The following is a 17,708-nucleotide window of genomic DNA, read 5'->3' on the forward strand; positions in this document are numbered from 1 at the left end:
GGCCTTCGTCGTGCGCTACGTGGCGTTCGGCCCCCGGTGCTCCGCCGCGATCCCGAACCGCTGCCGCTCGCGGGGCGCGGCGGCGACCTCACGGACCCCGGAGACGGCGCTGATCACCGGCTCCTCCACCGGCTGGTCCAGCGCGTCCAGCCGCTCCAGGTCGGCGGCGGAGACGAGGGCGACGAGGGGCTTGCCGTGCCGGGTCACGACGACGCGCTCACCGCCGTACACCACACGGTTGATCAGCTCGGCGAGTTCAGCCCTGGCTTGCGTCACCGGAATCTCGTAGGCCATGACCCCATTCTAACGTCACGTACATCCTGTACATTTTTTACAGATGCGCCCGACGTACAAGGAGGGGTTCCCGATGAGCCGACTGTCCGCCCGCCACGTCCTGCCCGAATTCACCGAGCGCACGAGTTCCGGCCACCGGACGACGGATCCGTACGCGAAGCTCCTTCAGGAGCGGATCGTCCTCCTGGGGACGCCGATCGACGACACCGCGGCGAACGACGTGACGGCCCAGTTCATGTACCTGGAGCACAAGGACCCGGACCGGGACATCGCGCTGTACATCAACTCCCCCGGCGGCTCCTTCAGCGCGATGACCGCGCTCTACGACACGGTCCGCCACATCACCTGCGACGTGGAGACGGTCTGCCTGGGCCGGGCCGGCTCGTGCGCGGCGGTGCTGCTGGCCGCGGGCACGCCCGGCAAGCGGTTCGCGCTGCCGGGCGCGCGGACGGTGATCCGCCGGCCGTCGCTGCCCGAGCCGGCCGAGGGGCAGGTGAGCGACCTCGTCCTGCGGGCCGAGGAGCTGGCCCGCACCCGCGCCCTGCTGGAGGAGATGCTCGTACGGCACACCGGGCGCACCCCGGAGCAGGTGCACGCGGACATCGAGCGGGAACGGATCCTGACCGCGCCCGAGGCGGTGGAGTACGGCCTGGTGGACGCGGTGGTGCCGAGCCGCCGGGGCCGGGCCGGCGCGCCGGGCGCGAGGTGAGGCGTCGATGGTTCCCGAGCTGCCGCCGCTGCCCGCGCTGACCCGGGCCGAGGCCGAGCTGATCGACCGTTACCTCGACGTGGTCGACCTGCTCGGCCGGATCAACCCCGCGCATCACGGGGACACCTACCGCGGGCTGCGTGCCGCCCAGGCGCTGGTGGCCAGGGCGACCGAGCTGCGGGACGCGCTGACGCTGATGCACCAGCGGGGCGAGAGCGAGCTGCACGCGCCGACGCTCGCGCGGGCGCTGCGCGTCCTGGACGGGGAGCGCCGGACGGCGCGTGTCACGCTGCCGCCGCGCTCGGACAGTTGACGGGCGGACGGTCCGGAGCGGGCCGTCCGCGCCCCGCACGAGACGTCAGGACCGGGGCTGAAACGCACCAGACGGGTTACCCCCGTTCGGCGTAGGAACCCGTCCGGCCGGGAGCCCTCCGGAGTTGCGCAACACCCCCCGCCCTGGGGCGGAATGAAGGGTTCCAGCGCAGGTCGGGGGCCCTTTGGCGCCCTTGACACCTGATCCCCCATCAGGGTGTCCACCCGAACGGGTGAGTGGTGAGTAACCCCACAAATCCCCGGTTTCATTGGGATTTTCGGTCAACGGTGAGTCAAGATCCCTGTCTGACGACAAGCCCCCGCCACAAGCGGCGGGGCGGTCCGGGCGGACGCCGAGTCCTGCCGCCGCCCGGATGACCGGTCGACAGAAGTGCATCGGCAGGAGTGGAGGACCCAAGCACGACGGGTCGCCGGAACGGTCACGCCATGACCGGGCCGAGCAGCCCTTGGGGTGAAGCCGCGTCAGCGGCCGGGCAACTTTGTCAGCCCGAATCCGACAGGTCATCCTTCACAGGCGGCTGACGAAGGGTTGCGCATGACTGCGCTGAATCGTGTCCCGTCGCTCATGGCTCGGGCCGGTACGGCCTCGGCTTTCGCCATCGCCGCCGTCGGCGGGTCGATCGTGGTGCCGGGTGTCGCATCCGACGCCGCGGCCGCCACGCCCGCGACCAAGGCGCTCCAGATCGCGGCGTCGAAGAAGGGTGCCCCGTACAAGTACGGCGCCACCGGCCCGAGGAGGTTCGACTGCTCCGGGCTGACGCAGTACTCGTACAAGAAGGCGGGCAAGACGCTGCCGCGTACGGCGGCCCAGCAGTACAACAAGACCCGCCACATCTCGGCGTCCGGCCGCAAGGCCGGGGACCTCGTGTTCTTCCATTCGGGGTCGAGCGTCTACCACGTGGGCATCTACGCGGGTAAGGGCAAGATCTGGCACTCCCCGAAGACCGGGGACGTGGTGAAGCTCCAGAAGATCTGGACCAAGAGCGTCTGGTACGGGCGGGTTCGCTGAGTCTCCCGGGGCGGTGACGGCATCCCTGACACGCCGTTCACCGCCCCGGGATCTCGCCCTCCCGCGGGGCGGCCATCGCGCCCGCCACCGGCTCCGCCGGGATGCTCCACGGAAGCTGGACGATGACCGTCTTGCCGCCCTCGCGCGTGGGGCGCACCCCGAGCTTTCCGCCGCACTCGGCGGTCAGCCAGCGAATGATCACCATGCCTCGGCCGTTGTCCTGCTGGACGGCGGCCGGCAGTCGTTTGGGGAAGCGCGGATGGCTGTCGGTGACGCCGATGCGCAACTGTTCGTCATGGTCGAGGGCCAGGTCCACCGTGAAGGTGGGTGACTGGCCGAAGGTGTGCTGTACGGCGTTGGTGGCGAGTTCGGAGACGATCAGCACGATGGTGTCGGCCGCCTCCGAGTCCTGGGGCAGACCCCATTCCCCGAGCGTGTCGGCCACGAAGCCGCGGGCCGTGGAGACCGAGGCGGGATCGCTCGGCAGAGTGACGGATGCTTCCAGGTGGTCTGCCATGGCGACGTCGTCCCTTTCCCACGGGACCGGGGTCCGACACGGTGCGGATGGTTCGAGTACGGTCCCGGACTGGTGCTTCGCCGCCAGACTGCCATCACGGGACCCGTCACGGGGGGCGATCCACCAAGATATGCATATATCTGTCGCCCGATGCGGTGAACTCTGCCAGGGCGGACTGTATCGGGACGTCCCGTGAGGAGTAAGGAGGAGCCCATGCAGCACGGTCCCGCGGTACGCCGCCGGAAACTGGGCGCCGAACTGCGCACCCTGCGCACTCGGGCCGCTCTCACGAGCGGTGAGGCGGCCCGGCTCGTAGGCTGGCACCAGTCGAAGGTGAGCCGCATCGAGACGGGCACCAGCGGTGCCAAACCGGCCGATGTCCGGTTACTGCTCGACGCCTACGGAGTGGCCGATCCGCAACTGCGCGAGCTGATGCTGGCGCTGGCGGGCTCCGACGGTGACGGGGAGCGCGACCACTGGTGGCACGCCTACCGCGGGATCCTGCCCCCCGCGTACCGGGACTTCATCAGCCTGGAGTCCCAGGCCACCGCGATGCGCACGCTGGAGACGACGGTCGTCCCGGGACTGCTCCAGACGCCCGCGTACGCGCGCGCCGTGACCGGGGCCGCGGTCGAGGGGGTCGACGAGGGGCAGCTCGACCGTCTGGTGGAGGTGCGGCTGGCCCGCCAGGACGTGCTGCGCGGCACCCCGCCGCTGGAGCTGAGCGCGGTGCTGGACGAGGCGGTCCTGCGGCGGGAGGTGGGCGGTCCCGAGGTGATGGCGGACCAGCTCCGCCGGCTGGCGGAGGCGGCGCGACTGCCCCAAGTCCGGCTCCAGGTACTGCCGTTCGCCGCGGGCGCGCACATCGGAGTAACCGGCCCTTTCGTTATCTTGTCATTTTCGAGCACTTCTGATCTGGATGTGGTTGTACTCGACCACTTGACGAGTAGCCTCTATCTCGAACGGAAAGAAGACCTCCAGGCTTACACGGAGGCCTTCAACGCCCTCAGGGCGCAGGCCCTTTCGCCCGAGGACACACTCCATCACCTCGCCGCGCTGGCCGACGGCGCGTAAGGAGGCACCATGACGGCACTGCCTCGGAACGTCCCCTCCAGCACCGATCCCCACCATCTCCCCGGCGTGCGCTGGCTGCGCAGCAGCTACAGCACGGGAGCGAACAACTGCGTCGAGACCACCCGTCCGGCCGCGGGACCATGGGCCGGACTGCTCGCCGTACGCGACTCCAAGGACCCGGCCGGACCCGCCCTGCTCTTCTCCCCCGAGAGCTGGTCGGGATTCACGGCCGCGTTCCACTGAGCACGCTCTGATCCGTCAGCGGCGACCCACGGCCGTGTCACGCCGACTCATGGTCGTGTCTCGTCGATCACCCGTACAGCGCGTTCCAGCTCGGCCCCGGAGAGGTCCGCACGAGCGGTCAGCCTGAGGCGTGAGACGCCGTCGGGCACGGACGGCGGACGGAAGCAGCCCACGGCCAGTCCGGCCGCCCGGCAGTCCGCCGCCCACCGCACGGCCTTCTCCGGGGACGGGGCGCGCACGGAGACCACCGCGGCGTCCGGCCGTACGGCCTCCAGGCCCGCCGCCGTCAGCCGGGTGTACAGCTCGTCCGCCACCGCACGCGCGCGTGCCGCCCGCTGCGGCTCACGGCGCAGCAGCCGCAGGGCCGCGAGGGCCGCGCCCGCCGCCGCCGGGGCGAGGCCGGTGTCGAAGATGAACGTCCGGGCCGCGTTGACCAGGTGGTCGACGACCCGCGCGGGGCCGAGCACGGCACCGCCCTGGCTGCCCAGCGACTTGGACAGCGTGACCGTCACGACCACGTCGTCCGCGCCCGCGAGCCCCGCCGCGGCCGGGGCGCCCCGGCCGCCGGCGCCGAGCACGCCGAGGCCGTGCGCGTCGTCGACGACCAGCCCGGCCCCGTGCTCCCGGCAGGCGGCCGCGAGGGCGGCCAGCGGGGCGGCGTCGCCGTCCACCGAGAAGACCGTGTCGGAGACGGCCACGGCGGGGCCGTCGTGCGTGCCGAGCGCCTTGCGCACCGCGTCCGGGTCGGCGTGCGCGACGACCTGGGTGGTACCCCGGGCCAGCCGGCAGCCGTCGATGAGCGAGGCGTGGTTGCCCGCGTCGGAGACGATCAGGGAGCCGTGCGGGGCCAGCGCGGTGACCGCGGCGAGGTTGGCCGCGTACCCGGAGGAGAAGACCAGCGCGGCCTCGAAGCCGCAGAAGTCCGCCAGCTCCCGCTCCAGCTCGCCGTGCAGCTCGGTGGTGCCGGTGACCAGCCGCGAGCCGGTCGCGCCGCCGCCCCAGGTCCGGGCGGCCGCCGCGGCCCCCTCGGTGACCTCCGGATGGCGGGCCAGGCCGAGGTAGTCGTTGCTCGCGAGATCGAGCAGCGGCGACTCGGCCGGCCGGGGCCGCAGGGTCCGTACGAGACCTGCCCGGCGGCGCAGCTCCGCCTGCTCGTCGATCCAGCCGAACGCCATGGCTCCTCCGGGGCTTTTGTAGGTAGCGGACAGACCCTAGCGTCAGCTACCGCTACCCACGGTGTGGCAATACCCACACGTCGAACCGGGTGTGTTGTGTGATCCCTACCTTGGCCCGAGGCGGGTCGGTAGGACAGGATCGGCTCTCATGGACCTGCTGAACACGCTGGTGGACAAGGGGCTTCGGCGCGAGATGCCGACCCGCGAGGAAGCACTGGCCGTCCTCGCCACTTCCGACGACGACGTGCTGGACGTGGTGGCCGCGGCCGGGAAGGTGCGTCGGCACTGGTTCGGGCGACGGGTGAAACTGAACTACCTCATCAACATGAAGTCGGGGCTCTGCCCCGAGGACTGCTCGTACTGCTCCCAGCGGCTCGGCTCGACCGCCGGGATCCTGAAGTACACGTGGCTGAAGCCCGACGAGGCGTCCCAGGCCGCGGCGGCAGGGCTCGCCGGGGGCGCGAAGCGGGTGTGTCTGGTGGCGTCCGGGCGCGGCCCGACGGACCGGGACGTGGACCGGGTCTCCGAGACCATCAAGACCATCAAGGACCAGAACGAGGACGTCGAGGTGTGCGCCTGTCTGGGCCTGCTCTCCGACGGCCAGGCCGAACGGCTGCGCGAGGCCGGCGCGGACGCCTACAACCACAACCTGAACACGTCCGAAGCGACGTACGGGGACATCACGACCACCCACACGTACGCCGACCGGGTGGACACGGTGCAGAAGGCGCACGCGGCGGGGCTCTCGGCCTGCTCCGGCCTGATCGCCGGCATGGGCGAGTCGGACGAGGACCTGGTGGACGTGGTCTTCTCGCTGCGCTCGCTGGACCCGGACTCGGTGCCGGTCAACTTCCTCATCCCGTTCGAGGGCACCCCGCTCGCCAAGGAGTGGAACCTCACGCCGCAGCGCTGTCTGCGCATCCTGGCGATGGTCCGGTTCGTCTGCCCGGACGTCGAGGTGCGCATCGCGGGCGGCCGCGAGGTCCATCTGCGCACCATGCAGCCGCTCGCCCTGAACCTGGCCAACTCGATCTTCCTCGGTGACTACCTCACCAGCGAGGGCCAGGCCGGCAAGGCCGACCTGGAGATGATCGCGGACGCCGGCTTCGAGGTGGAGGGCGCGGGCGAGGTCACGCTGCCGGAGCACCGGGCGGCCGCGGGCGGCGGCTGCGGGTCGCACGCCGAGGCCGGCTGCGGCTCCGGGTGCGGGGGCCACGAGAGCGCGGGCTGCGGGTCGCACGAGGGCGGCGGTGTGTGCGGTTCCGCCGCGGCCGCCGCGCCGGCGGAGTCCGCCGCTCCGGTGGCCGCTCCGGTGGCCGGCGAGGCGCGCACGGACCTGGTCGCCGTACGCCGCCGGGGCACGGGCACGGATCTCGCGCCCAATGCCTGAGCTGCCCGTCGCCGAGCTGCTGGAGCTGGACCGGCGGCATGTCTGGCACCCTTACGGGCCGATGCCCGGCCGGGCCGAACCGCTCGTCGTGGAATCGGCGAGCGGGGTCCGGCTGCGGCTGGCGGACGGCTCGGGCGAGCTGGTCGACGGGATGTCGTCCTGGTGGTCGGCGATCCACGGCTACAACCACCCGGTGCTCAACGAGGCCGCGCGCGAGCAGCTCGGCCGGATGAGCCACGTCATGTTCGGCGGGCTCACGCACGAGCCCGCCGTACGGCTGGCGAAGCACCTTGTCGACATGTCACCCGAGGGTCTTGAGCATGTGTTCCTGGCCGACTCGGGGTCGGTGTCGGTCGAGGTCGCGGTCAAGATGTGCCTCCAGTACTGGCGTTCGCTGGGCCGCCCGGAGAAGCAGCGGCTGCTGACGTGGCGCGGCGGCTACCACGGCGACACCTGGCAGCCGATGTCCGTGTGCGACCCCGACGGCGGGATGCACGACCTGTGGACCGGGGTACTGCCCCGCCAGGCCTTCGTGGACGCGCCGCCGGTGGACTACGAGGAGGCCTACGCCGACCGGCTGCGCACGGCGATCGAGCGGCACGCCGGTGAGCTGGCCGCGGTGATCGTGGAGCCGGTGGTGCAGGGCGCGGGGGGAATGCGGTTCCACTCCCCCGCGTATCTGCGGGTGCTGCGGGAGGCGTGCGACGCCCACGACGTGCTGCTGGTGTTCGACGAGATCGCGACCGGTTTCGGCCGTACGGGCGCGTTGTTCGCGGCGGAGCACGCGGCGGTGACGCCGGACGTGATGTGCGTGGGCAAGGCGCTGACCGGCGGCTACCTCACCCTGGCCGCGACCCTGTGCACCGCCCGGGTCGCCGACGGGATCTCGCGGGGCGAGGTGCCGGTGCTGGCGCACGGTCCGACGTTCATGGGCAACCCGCTCGCCGCGGCCGTCGCCTGCGCCTCGATCGAACTGCTGCTGGGCCAGGACTGGCTCACGGAGGTCAAACGGATCGAGACCGGGCTGCGGGAGGGGCTGGCGCCGGCCGCCGAACTCCCCGGGGTGCGGGACGTCCGGGTCCTCGGGGCCATCGGGGTCGTGCAGCTCGACCACGAGGTGGACATGCGGGCCGCCACCGCGGCCGCCGTGCGCGAGGGTGTCTGGCTGCGGCCGTTCCGCGACCTGATCTACACGATGCCGCCGTACGTCACCGGTGACGCCGACCTGGCACGGATCGCGCGCGCCGTGTGCGCGGCGGCACGGGAGGGATGAACATGCCGATCCTGGTGATCACGGGGACGGGCACGGAGGTCGGCAAGACCGTCACGACGGCGGCCGTCGCCGCCTGCGCGCTCGCGGCGGGCCGTTCGGTGGCCGTCCTGAAGGCCGCGCAGACCGGCGTCGGGCCCGCGGAGCGCGGGGACGCGGACGAGGTCGCACGGCTCGCGGGCGGGGTGACGACGGCCGAACTGGCGCGCTATCCCGAGCCGTTGGCGCCCGGCACGGCGGCCCGGCGGGCGGGTCTGGCGCCGGTGCGGCCCTACGACGTCGTCGAGGCGGCGCAGAAGCTGGCCGTGGACCACGATCTGGTGCTGGTCGAGGGCGCGGGCGGGCTGCTCGTGCGGTTCGACGAGGCGGGCGGGACGCTGGCCGACGCGGCCGAGGCGCTGCGGGCGCCCGTGCTGGTGGTGGCCACGGCGGGCCTGGGCACGCTGAACACCACCGAACTGACGGCTCGTGAACTGCGGTTCCGGGGCGTGGAGTTGCTGGGCGTGGTGATCGGCGGCTGGCCCGAGTCCCCGGATCTCGCGATGCGGTGCAATGTGACCGACCTCCCGGACGTCGCGGGCGCCCCGCTGCTGGGGGCGCTGCCGATGGGCGTGGGCGCGCTGTCGCCCGCCGACTTCCGTACGGCGGCGCCCGGTTGGCTGGCACCACGGCTGGACGGGGCCTGGGAGGCGGACGCGTTCCGGGTACGGGCCACGGGATCCTGACTCTCCGCCTAACCCTCCGTCTCCGCGAGGAGGCGGACGAGTTCGATGCGGGAGCGGATGCCCAGGCGGGTGAAGACGCCTCGCAGGTGGTGGTCGATGGTGCGGGGGCTGAGGGCGAGGCGGGCCGCGATCTCGCGGTTCGTGGCGCCGTCGGCGGCCATCCGGGCGACCAGCATCTGCTGGGCGGTCAGCCGGACCGCCGGGCTCTCGGTCGCGCGGGCCGGGCCGGCCGGGGCGCCGAGGGCCCGCAGTTCCGCGCGGGCCCCCGCGGCGCAGTACGGGGCACCGAAGGACTCGAACGCCTCCAGGGCGCTGTGCAGCCGGTCGCGGGCCTCCGCGCGGTGCCGCAGCCTGCGCAGGGCGCTGCCGAACAGCAGTTCCGTGCGGGCGCGTTCGAAGGCACGGGTGCCGTCGGCGTGCAGGTCGAGGGCGGTGCGGTAGTGCTCGACGGCGTCGGCGCCCGGGGTCAGCAGGGCCCGGCAGCGGGCGCTGAGCGCGAGGTCGTCGGGGCTGCCGACGGCGCGGGCCCAGCGGTCGTAGTCGGCGTGCGCGGCCCGGGCTATCCGGGTGTCGTCGGTGCGGACGGCCGCCTCGACGTAGTGCGGGGTGGCCAGGTGGCGGATGGCCCGGTGACCGTGTCCGGGGCCCGAGGCCGCGAGGGCGCGCAGCCGGGTCGCGGCGGCGTCGAAACGGCCGGCGCCTAGGTCCAGGAAGGCGAGCGCCCACTGGGCGAGCGCCGCGGGCAGCCCGAGCCCGTGCGTCAGGGCGTGCGACCGGGCCGCCGCCGCGCGCTCCCGGCACAGGTCGCCGTCGCCGGTGAGCGCGGCGAACATGGCGAGGGCGGCCTGGAGGTGGCAGGCGCCGTTGTCCTGCCCGGTGGTGTACGCCTGCCGCAGGGCGTCGAGGGCGGTGGCCTCGGCGGCGCGCGGACGGCCGGTCCAGAAGTCGGCGTAGGCGCGGAACTCCATCGCCTGGGAGACGGCGTCCGTGACGCCCCGGGCGCGGGCGGCGGCCGCCGAGCGGACGGTGGCGGTGGCGGCGCGGGTGTGGTCCCCGAGCATCAGCGCGGCGATCCCCGCGTGCAGGAGGTCGGTGGGGTCGCCCCCCGGTCCGCAGCGCCCGGCGGTCGCCTCCAGCAGGTCCCGCGCGTCCTCGTACCGTCCGTCGACGGCGGCGACGATCCCGCCCAGCAGCCCCGGCGGCACGATGTCCAGCCCGCGGGCCACCGCCACCGCCTCCCGGCACCGCCGCAGATCGCCGGTGTAGACGGCGGCTTCGGCGGCCCGGGCGAGGAGGTGGCCGGCGGCCGGTACGGGCGCGGCGGCCGGTACGGCGGCGACGGGGGCGGGCCGTGCGCCCGGCTCCCCGGCCGGCTCCCGGCCCGGCGCCTCCGGTCGCGCCGACCGGGCCGCCCCCGCCACCAGGGCGTCGAAGGCCTCCGCGGCCGGGCCCGTCCGCAGGGTGAGGAGGGCGGTCAGGGGTTCGGTGTGGGTGCGGGCGGCCAGGGTGCGGGCCCGGTCGGGGGATCCGGCGTGCCAGGCGTCGGAGGCGGCGTGGGCGAGGAGCCGGGACCGGTCGCGGGGGTCCGGGGAGAGCAGGGCGGCGCGTTCGGTGAGGGCGGCGGCCAGCGGCGGGTCGCCGGCCCGGCGGGCGCGGGCGGCCGACGCCGTCAGTTCCGCCGCGAGGCGTCCGCTGGGGCCGAGCGCGCCCGCGCCCCGGTGCCAGGAGCGGCGGGGCCGCTCGGCCTCGTCGTGCAGCACGCGGGCGAGCAGCCGGTGGACGTCGCGCCGGTCGTCCGGCGCGGCCGTCTCGTACACGGCGATCCGGGTCCAGGCGTCACGGAAGCCGACCCCGCCCACGGTGGCGTGGGCGATGCCGGCGGTCTCGGCGGCCTCCAGGGGCCGGGTGTCGAGCCGGGCCGCGGCGACGGCGCGCAGGAAGGCGTGGGTGGCCACCGGGTACTGGTCGGCGGCGGCGAGCAGGAGCAGCAGCCGGGTGTCGTCCGGGAGGGTGCGGATCTCCCGGCGGTGGGCGCTCAGCACCTCGGGGGCCAGCTCGGCGGGGTCGGTGGGCAGCGGGTCGAGGCCGGCCGCCTGCTGTTCGGTGAGCCGCGCCGCGAGTTCGGCGGCGGCGCGCGGGTCGCCGTGCACCAGGCGCAGCACGCGCAGCCGGACGCCCTCGGGGAGCGCGGAGACCGGGCGCGGCCCCGCGGCCGTGGGCGGCGGTGGCGAAGCGCGGTCGAGAGGTGGGGGGTTCACCGGAGTCACCACACAACTGACGTTACTGGCGAGTTAATTGAACCGTAAAGACCGGCGATTTCACCGATGCGGCGCGCGTAGACCCGACCGGACACTCCTGGCAACCCCACCCGTTTCAGGAGGCATCATGCAGCGCGGCAAGCGTCGCATCGCCACGGCCGTCGCGGCCGTGGTCCCCTCGCTCCTTCTGTCACTGTCCGTCTCCGCCCCCACGGCACACGCGGCCACCCACAACCCCATCGTGTTCGTCCACGGCATCAGCAGCTCGTCGAGCAGCTGGGACGAGTGGGTGGACTACTTCCAGGCCGACGGCTACACGGCCGCCGAGCTGGACGCCTGGTCGTACAGCTGGTCCCAGTCGAACGTCACGACCGCCTCGCAGCTGAACACCGAGATCAAGAACGTGCTGGCCCGGACCGGTGCGAGCAAGGTCGACGTGGTCGTCCACTCCATGGGCGCGCTCAGCTCCCGCTACTACCTCAAGAACCTCGGCGGTACGGCGTACGTGGACGACTTCGTCTCCGTCGCCGGCACCAACCACGGCACGTCGGTCGCCTCGCTGTGCAGCTGGCTGTACACGTCGTGCGCCGAGATGAGCACCGGCAGTTCCTTCCTCACGGCGCTCAACTCCGGTGACGAGACGCCGGGCAGCGTGTCGTACGCGACCTACTGGTCGAACTGCGACGAGGCGATCAACCCGGACTCCTCGGCACTGCTGAGCGGGGCCACGAACGTCGGCGTCGGGTGCATCTCGCACACCGACATGAACGACGACCAGGGCGTCTACGAGCAGGTGCGCGACTTCGTCCAGTAGCGCGCCGGCCTTCCGCGTGCGGGCAGCGGGGGTGCGGCGGGGCCGTACGGGGCAGAATCCTGGGTGGGTCCGTCCTGCCCGGGAGGTCGCCATGCCGATACGGTCCGCCGGCTCCGGCCGGGTGTCCGGTGATCCCGTCCACCATCCGCTGTTCGCCCGCTGCTACGCCCGGTTCAGCGCCGTCGCGGAGACCCGCGGGGGCGTGTCGGCCGTCCGGGAACGGCTGCTGGCGGGTCTCTCCGGCCGGGTCGTGGAGATCGGCGCGGGCAACGGGCTGAACTTCGCGCACTATCCGGCCGCCGTCTGCGAGGTGGTCGCGATCGAGCCGGAGCGCCGGCTGCGGCGGCTGGCGCTGGAGGCGGCGGTGCGCGCCGAGGTGCCCGTCGACGTCGTACCGGGCGTGGCGGAGGCGCTGCCGGTCAAGAGCGAGGCCTTCGACGCGGCGGTGGTCTCGCTGGTGCTGTGCAGTGTGCGGGACGTGCCCCGCGCCCTGGGCGAGCTGCGGCGGGTGCTGCGGCCCGGTGGCGAGCTGCGGTTCCTGGAGCACGGGCCGGGGGGCGGCGGGGCGATGCGTCTGACCCAGCGCGCGCTGGACCGCACGGTGTGGCCCTCGCTCGCCGGCGGCTGTCACCTCACCCGCGACACGGTCCGCGCGCTGCGGGACGCGGGGTTCGAGCTGGGGCCGTACCGGCGGCTGTCGCTGCCCGAGGGCGGGCCGAGGATGCCGTACTCCTTCTGTGTGCTCGGCAGTGCCGTGCGGCCCTCATAGGCTCCAGCGGCGCAGCTCCTGCGCGATCTCCTGGACGGAGACCTCGCCGCTCTTGACCGACCGGGCCAGTTCACGGACCTGTTCGGGCGAGGTGACCACCTTCAGGCCGCTGGCGACGAGGTAGGCGTACGCGACGGCACAGGCGAAAAGGGCGTTGGAGCGCTCCAGCGCCGGGACGTGGATGAGGAGCTGGAGCAGCGCGGCCGCACGGGCGGGCGGGTCGTCGTAGACGGGGACGTCGAAGATCTCGGCCCGGTGGCGGGCGACCGCCGCGACCAGGGCGCCCCAGTCCGTGACCTGGGGGTCTCCCGGGGTCTTCTGTTCGGCGAGCATAAGCAGCCAGGCGAGGTCGATCCGCAGGTCGTTCAAGGGATCAGCGGCGACCTTCGCGCGGGCCGCCCTCGCGGTCCTCGCCCGCTCCCGGCTTCGCCCGAGCGGGGGCAGCCCCGTCGAATTCCTCGGCGAAGACGCCCTCGTACTGCTTCATGAAGTCGGCCGCGGCCTCCACGAAGGTGTGCCCGATCTCTCCGGCGTCCCTTCTGACCAGCTCCTCGATGTAGCGGTTGACGCTGATCCCGCGGGCCGTGGCCCGCTCCCGGGCGGCCTGGGCCGTGCCCTCGTCGACGCGTACGTTCAGCTGGGTCTTCGCCATGTCTCGACGCTAGCGCCGGGGCGCTAGCAGCGGCAAGGGCGCACCGGAATCGAAAAGTGATACCGAGTGTGCGCCGGGTCACACTACTCTCGGCCGGACAGAGTGGAAGAAACGAGCCGATCCAGTCCGCGCGAGCGAGGAGGCAGTCTTGTCCACACCTGCTGCGGGGCCCGCCCCCGGTACGGCCACGGCCGACGGGACCGCGGCCCGCGCCCGCGGGCTGACCAAGGCCTACGGCTCGGGCGAGACGGCGGTGCTCGCCCTGGACTCGGTGGACGTGGCCATCGCGCGCGGCCGGTTCACCGCGGTCATGGGGCCCTCGGGTTCGGGGAAGTCCACGCTGATGCACTGCCTCGCGGGACTGGACACCGTGTCGGCCGGTGAGGTGTGGATCGGCGACACCGAGATCACCGGGCTGAAGGAGCGCGAGCTGACCCGGCTGCGGCGCGACCGGATCGGGTTCATGTTCCAGTCGTTCAACCTGATCCCGACGCTGAACGCGGTCGAGAACATCACCCTTCCCATGGACATCGCCGGGCAGAAGCCCGACCGGAAGTGGCTGGACCAGATCATCGACACGCTGGGGCTGCGCGACCGGCTGAAGCACCGGCCCGCCCAGCTCTCCGGCGGCCAGCAGCAGCGGGTGGCCTGCGCGCGGGCGCTCGCCTCCCGCCCCGAGCTGATCTTCGCGGACGAGCCGACCGGCAACCTGGACTCACGGGCCGGTCTGGAGGTGCTCGGCATTCTGCGCGAGGCCGTCGACAGCCTGGGCCAGACGGTCGTCATGGTCACCCACGACCCGAACGCCGCCGCCCACTCCGATCTGGTCCTCTTCCTGGCGGACGGCCGGATAGTGGACGAGATGGCCGAGCCCACGGCGGAGGCGGTGCTGGAGCGGATGCGCCTGTTCTCCGGGAGCGGCACCCAGGCCACCGCCCCCGAGGAGGAGTGACCCGGTGCTGAAGGCGACACTCAGGAGTTTCCTCGCACACAAGGGCCGGCTGCTGCTGTCGGCCCTCGCCGTCGTGCTGTCCGTGGCGTTCGTCGCGGGCAGTCTGATCTTCTCGGACACGGTGACCCGTACCTTCGACCGGCTCTTCGCGTCCACGGCGGCGGACGTCACGGTCGAGCCGAAGGACGACCTGAACGCGTCCGTGCCGACCGGCGCGGTCCAGACCGTGCCCGCCGCCCTCGCCGCCGAGGTGGCCCGCGTCGACGGGGTCGCCTCCGCCCATCCGGACGTGGGCGTGGAGAACATCACCGTCGTCGACAGCGAGAACAAGTCCGTCGGACCGACCACCGGCGCCCCCACCATCGCCGCCGACTGGAACGTCACCGACCGCAGCCCCGTGAAACTCACCTCCGGGCACGCACCGGTCGGCGCCGGCGAGGCGCTGCTCGACGCGGACACCGCCGAGAAGAAGCACGTCGGCATCGGCGACACGCTCACCGTGATGGCCCAGCCGGGCTCCTTCCGGGTGAAGATCGTCGGCATCGCCACCTTCACCACCACCAACCCCGGCGCGGCACTGGTCTTCCTCGACCCGAAGGTCGCCGCGAGCGAACTGCTCGGCTCCGCCGACCGGGCCACCAGCATCTCCGTCGACGCGGCCCCGGGCGTGACCGACGCCGAGCTGAAGCGCCGGGTGAGTGCCGCGCTCGGCCCGGGGTCCTACGAGGTGAAGACGGCCGACGAGCAGGCGGAGTCCTCGGCGGAGTCCCTGGGCGGGTTCCTCGACGTCATCAAGTACGTGATGCTCGGCTTCGCCGGGATCGCGGTGCTGGTCGGTGTGTTCCTGATCGTGAACACCTTCTCGATGCTGATCGCCCAGCGCACCCGCGAACTGGGCCTGCTGCGCGCGCTGGGCGCCGACCGCCGTCAGGTCCGGCGCTCCGTGCTCACCGAGGCGGTGCTGCTCGGGCTGGTCGGCTCGACACTGGGGCTCGCGGCCGGCATCGGCCTGGCGGCCGGGCTGATCAAGCTGATGAGCGCCTTCGGCATGAACCTGAAGACCACGGAGATGGTCGTCGGCTGGGCCACCCCGGTGTCGGCGTACGTCGTCGGCGTCGGCGTCACCTTCGTGGCGGCCTACCTCCCGGCCCGGCGCGCGGCCTCCGTCTCGCCGATGGCGGCCCTCGCGGACGCCGACGTCGCCGGGGTGGGCCGGCCGCTGAAGGTGCGCGCGGTGGTTGGGGCGGTCGTCGGGGCGCTCGGCGCGGCCGCGCTGGTGGGCTGCGCGACCTCCTCGGAGACGGCGTCGGCGGCCTCCCTGCTGGGTCTGGGCGTCGTCCTGACCCTGATCGCGACCGTCATCGCGGGCCCGCTCCTGGTCCGCCCGGTGATCCGGGTGCTGGGCGGGGCCTTCCCCGCCCTGTTCGGCCCGGTCGGCCGGATGAGCCAGCGCAACGCCCTGCGCAACCCGCGCCGCACGGGCGCCACGGCGGCCGCGCTCATGGTGGGCCTGGCGCTGGTGGGCGGCATGTCGGTGGCGAGCGCGTCGATGTCCAAGTCGTTCGACGAGCAGATCGACAAGACGCTCGGCGCCGACTTCGTGATCCAGAACGCCAACTTCACCCCGTTCTCCCAGGAGGTCACCGACGCGGTCCGCGCCACCGACGGCGTCGGCCTCGTCGTACGGCAGCGGTTCGCGCCGCTCGCCGTACGACTGCCGAACGGGGACCGGGTCGAGACGACGGCCGCCGGGTACGACGACCGGGTCGACGACGTCGCCCATGTCACCTACGCCGAGGGCGACACGGCGGCCGCGCTGGCCGACGGCGCCCTCGGCATGGACGCCGGCTTCGCGAAGGACCACGGCGTACGGATCGGCAGCGTGCTCCCGGTCGAGTTCCCCGGCGACCGCACGACCTCGCTGAAGGTCGGCGCGCTCACCGACCAGGACTCCGCGGACGGGTTCGGGATGCAGGGCGGGCTGTTCTTCGGGATGGCGACCGTCGAGAAGTACGTACCGGGCGGCCAGGACTCCGCGCTGTACGTGAACGCGGCCCCCGGGACCGGCGCCGACCAGCTGCGGCCGCGGCTGGAGAAGACCCTCGACCCGTACCCCCAGGTGCAGGCGCGGGACCAGGCCGACTACAAGAAGCTGGTGCACGATCAGATCGCCGTGCTCCTGTACCTCGTGTACGCGCTCCTCGGGCTGGCGATCGTGATCGCGGTGCTCGGCGTGGTCAACACCCTGGCCCTGTCGGTGGTGGAGCGGACCCGGGAGATCGGGCTGCTGCGCGCCATCGGACTGGGCCGGCGGCAGCTGCGCCGGATGATCCGGCTGGAGTCGGTCGTGATCGCGGTGTTCGGCGCCGTGCTCGGGCTCGCGCTGGGCCTGGTGTGGGGTGTGTGCATACAGCAGGTACTGGCGCTCCAGGGCATGAAAGCACTGGCCATCCCGTGGGGCACTGTGGTCGCGGTGGTGATCGGATCGGGGATCGTTGGAGTCGTGGCAGCGTTGCTCCCGGCGATGCGTGCATCCCGCATGAACGTGCTGGCGGCGATCGCCCACGAGTGATGGAATCGCGACGAATGCTCAAGTCGGTCACCGCTGAGGAGAGTTCATGTCGCGTCCGTTCCGTTTCGGGGTCAACCTGGTCGAGCCCTCGCCCGCCGCCGAGTGGCGCGCCAAGTGCCGCCGGGCCGAGGCACTCGGTTACGACGTGCTGCTGGTCCCCGACCATCTGGGAATGCCCGCGCCGTTCCCCGCGCTGATCGCGGCCGCCGAGGCCACCGAGCGGCCACGGCTCGGCACGTCCGTGCTCAACGCGGGGTTCTGGAACCCCGCGTTGCTCGCCCGTGAGGTGGCCACCACCGACGCGCTGACCGGCGGCCGGCTCGAACTCGGGCTCGGCACCGGGTACGTACGGGCGGAGCACGACGCGGCGGGGCTGCCGTGGGGGTCGCCCGGCGAGCGGGTGGACCGGCTGCTGCGGACGGTGGAGGAACTGGACCGGCTCCTCGGCTCGGACGACTTCCGGCCGCGGCCGGTGCAGGAGCCGCGGGTGCCGGTCCTGATCGGCGCCAACGGCGACCGCATGCTGCGGCTGACCGCCGAGCACGCCGACATCGCCTCGTTCACCGGCCGCTACCTGGTGCCGGGGAGCACCTCGGGGCAGCTCGCCCCGATCTCGGCCGAGCGGATGGACGAGCGGGTGGCGACGTACCGGGAGCTGGCCCGGGGCCGCAAGGAGGAGGCGGAACTCAACCTCCTGGTCCACTGGGTGATCGTCACCGACGACCGGGAGGCGGCCGTCCACGGCCTGATGGACCGGATACCGGACCTCACGCTGGAGCAGGCGATGGAGCTGCCCATCCTGCTGGTGGGCACCGAGGAGGAGATCGCCGCGCAGGTACTGGCGCAGCGGGAGCGGTACGGGTTCTCCTATCTGACCGTGCTGGAGCCGTTCATGGAGGCGTTCGCGCCCGTCGTGACGGCCCTGCGGGGGCGCTGACCACGCACGGCCGGC

General features: G+C 73.0%; 19 protein-coding genes and 1 riboswitch. Of the genes, 13 read left to right on the forward strand and 6 right to left on the reverse strand.

Features of this window, described 5'->3' with window-relative positions:
- Nucleotides 1–15: 15 nt before the first annotated feature.
- Nucleotides 16–294 (reverse strand): type II toxin-antitoxin system Phd/YefM family antitoxin, encoded by a 279-nt coding sequence (locus tag IE275_RS26415; RefSeq protein ID WP_189713904.1) that lies wholly within the window; start codon nt 292–294, stop codon nt 16–18.
- 73 nt (nt 295–367) lie between these two features.
- On the opposite strand from IE275_RS26415, the gene IE275_RS26420 reads away from it, so the two are divergent.
- The 3 genes from IE275_RS26420 to IE275_RS26430 all read left to right on the forward strand — a co-directional run bounded on the left by IE275_RS26420 (nt 368) and on the right by IE275_RS26430 (nt 2,345).
- Nucleotides 368–1,003 (forward strand): ATP-dependent Clp protease proteolytic subunit, encoded by a 636-nt coding sequence (locus IE275_RS26420; protein ID WP_189713905.1) that lies wholly within the window; start codon nt 368–370, stop codon nt 1,001–1,003.
- Nucleotides 1,004–1,010: 7 nt separating this feature from the next.
- Nucleotides 1,011–1,316 (forward strand): hypothetical protein, encoded by a 306-nt coding sequence (locus IE275_RS26425; RefSeq protein WP_189713906.1) that lies wholly within the window; start codon nt 1,011–1,013, stop codon nt 1,314–1,316.
- A 381-nt stretch (nt 1,317–1,697) separates the two neighbouring features.
- A riboswitch (cyclic di-AMP (ydaO/yuaA leader) is annotated at nt 1,698–1,868 on the forward strand.
- A 3-nt stretch (nt 1,869–1,871) separates the two neighbouring features.
- Nucleotides 1,872–2,345, forward strand: coding sequence for a C40 family peptidase (locus tag IE275_RS26430; protein ID WP_189713907.1), 474 nt, complete (start codon nt 1,872–1,874; stop codon nt 2,343–2,345).
- Nucleotides 2,346–2,382: 37 nt separating this feature from the next.
- On the opposite strand, the gene IE275_RS26435 is transcribed toward IE275_RS26430, so the two are convergent.
- Nucleotides 2,383–2,862 (reverse strand): ATP-binding protein, encoded by a 480-nt coding sequence (locus tag IE275_RS26435; RefSeq protein WP_189713908.1) that lies wholly within the window; start codon nt 2,860–2,862, stop codon nt 2,383–2,385.
- Between the two features lie 213 nt (nt 2,863–3,075).
- Between IE275_RS26435 and IE275_RS26440 the strand changes: the two genes are divergently transcribed.
- Nucleotides 3,076–3,936 carry a helix-turn-helix domain-containing protein gene (locus tag IE275_RS26440; protein ID WP_189713909.1) on the forward strand — a complete coding sequence of 287 codons (861 nt, stop codon included), beginning with the start codon at nt 3,076–3,078 and terminating at the stop codon, nt 3,934–3,936.
- A 9-nt stretch (nt 3,937–3,945) separates the two neighbouring features.
- The gene (locus IE275_RS26445; protein WP_189713910.1) at nt 3,946–4,179 is read left to right on the forward strand and encodes a DUF397 domain-containing protein; all 234 of its coding nucleotides are present in this window, start codon (nt 3,946–3,948) and stop codon (nt 4,177–4,179) included.
- Between the two features lie 47 nt (nt 4,180–4,226).
- Here the strand turns inward: IE275_RS26445 and IE275_RS26450 are convergent, their stop codons facing one another.
- Nucleotides 4,227–5,354 carry an 8-amino-7-oxononanoate synthase gene (locus IE275_RS26450; RefSeq protein WP_189713911.1) on the reverse strand — a complete coding sequence of 376 codons (1,128 nt, stop codon included), beginning with the start codon at nt 5,352–5,354 and terminating at the stop codon, nt 4,227–4,229.
- Nucleotides 5,355–5,502: 148 nt separating this feature from the next.
- Between IE275_RS26450 and bioB the strand changes: the two genes are divergently transcribed.
- From bioB to bioD, 3 genes are read left to right on the forward strand one after another with little or no spacing between them, the layout of a single operon-like run.
- Nucleotides 5,503–6,744, forward strand: coding sequence for a biotin synthase BioB (bioB, locus tag IE275_RS26455; RefSeq protein WP_189713912.1), 1,242 nt, complete (start codon nt 5,503–5,505; stop codon nt 6,742–6,744).
- Complete coding sequence (locus IE275_RS26460; RefSeq protein ID WP_189713913.1) at nt 6,737–8,017, forward strand: adenosylmethionine--8-amino-7-oxononanoate transaminase; 1,281 nt, start codon at nt 6,737–6,739, stop codon at nt 8,015–8,017. The genes bioB and IE275_RS26460 overlap by 8 nt, the downstream gene beginning before the upstream one ends.
- A gap of 2 nt (nt 8,018–8,019) precedes the next feature.
- Complete coding sequence (gene bioD / locus IE275_RS26465; RefSeq protein WP_189713914.1) at nt 8,020–8,739, forward strand: dethiobiotin synthase; 720 nt, start codon at nt 8,020–8,022, stop codon at nt 8,737–8,739.
- An 8-nt stretch (nt 8,740–8,747) separates the two neighbouring features.
- Here bioD and IE275_RS26470 read toward each other — a convergent pair whose 3' ends face one another.
- Entirely contained in the window at nt 8,748–11,006 is a 2,259-nt protein-coding gene (locus tag IE275_RS26470) for a helix-turn-helix domain-containing protein (protein WP_229870599.1), read from the reverse strand.
- Nucleotides 11,007–11,124: 118 nt separating this feature from the next.
- Between IE275_RS26470 and IE275_RS26475 the strand changes: the two genes are divergently transcribed.
- Nucleotides 11,125–11,811 carry an esterase/lipase family protein gene (locus tag IE275_RS26475; protein ID WP_189713916.1) on the forward strand — a complete coding sequence of 229 codons (687 nt, stop codon included), beginning with the start codon at nt 11,125–11,127 and terminating at the stop codon, nt 11,809–11,811.
- Nucleotides 11,812–11,902: 91 nt separating this feature from the next.
- Nucleotides 11,903–12,580, forward strand: a complete 678-nt coding sequence (locus IE275_RS26480; RefSeq protein WP_189713917.1) for a class I SAM-dependent methyltransferase — start codon at nt 11,903–11,905, stop codon at nt 12,578–12,580.
- Here the strand turns inward: IE275_RS26480 and IE275_RS26485 are convergent.
- Together IE275_RS26485 and IE275_RS26490 are read right to left on the reverse strand one after the other, a co-directional pair.
- Entirely contained in the window at nt 12,575–12,949 is a 375-nt protein-coding gene (locus IE275_RS26485) for a fic family toxin-antitoxin system, toxin component (RefSeq protein ID WP_189713918.1), read from the reverse strand. The two genes, IE275_RS26480 and IE275_RS26485, sit on opposite strands and share 6 nt — an antisense overlap.
- Nucleotides 12,950–12,953: 4 nt before the next feature.
- Entirely contained in the window at nt 12,954–13,232 is a 279-nt protein-coding gene (locus tag IE275_RS26490; protein ID WP_189713919.1) for a toxin-antitoxin system HicB family antitoxin, read from the reverse strand.
- Nucleotides 13,233–13,380: 148 nt separating this feature from the next.
- On the opposite strand from IE275_RS26490, the gene IE275_RS26495 reads away from it, so the two are divergent.
- From IE275_RS26495 to IE275_RS26505, 3 genes are read left to right on the forward strand one after another with little or no spacing between them, the layout of a single operon-like run.
- Complete coding sequence (locus IE275_RS26495) at nt 13,381–14,184, forward strand: ABC transporter ATP-binding protein (RefSeq protein WP_189713920.1); 804 nt, start codon at nt 13,381–13,383, stop codon at nt 14,182–14,184.
- 4 nt (nt 14,185–14,188) lie between these two features.
- Nucleotides 14,189–16,756, forward strand: coding sequence for an ABC transporter permease (locus IE275_RS26500; RefSeq protein ID WP_189713921.1), 2,568 nt, complete (start codon nt 14,189–14,191; stop codon nt 16,754–16,756).
- A 46-nt stretch (nt 16,757–16,802) separates the two neighbouring features.
- Nucleotides 16,803–17,693: an LLM class F420-dependent oxidoreductase gene (locus IE275_RS26505; protein ID WP_189713922.1), complete on the forward strand. Its 891-nt coding sequence runs from the start codon at nt 16,803–16,805 to the stop codon at nt 17,691–17,693.
- Nucleotides 17,694–17,708: the final 15 nt, after the last annotated feature.

The sequence above is a fragment of the Streptomyces phaeofaciens genome (genome assembly GCF_014648915.1).
GTDB classification, from domain to species: domain Bacteria; phylum Actinomycetota; class Actinomycetes; order Streptomycetales; family Streptomycetaceae; genus Streptomyces; species Streptomyces phaeofaciens.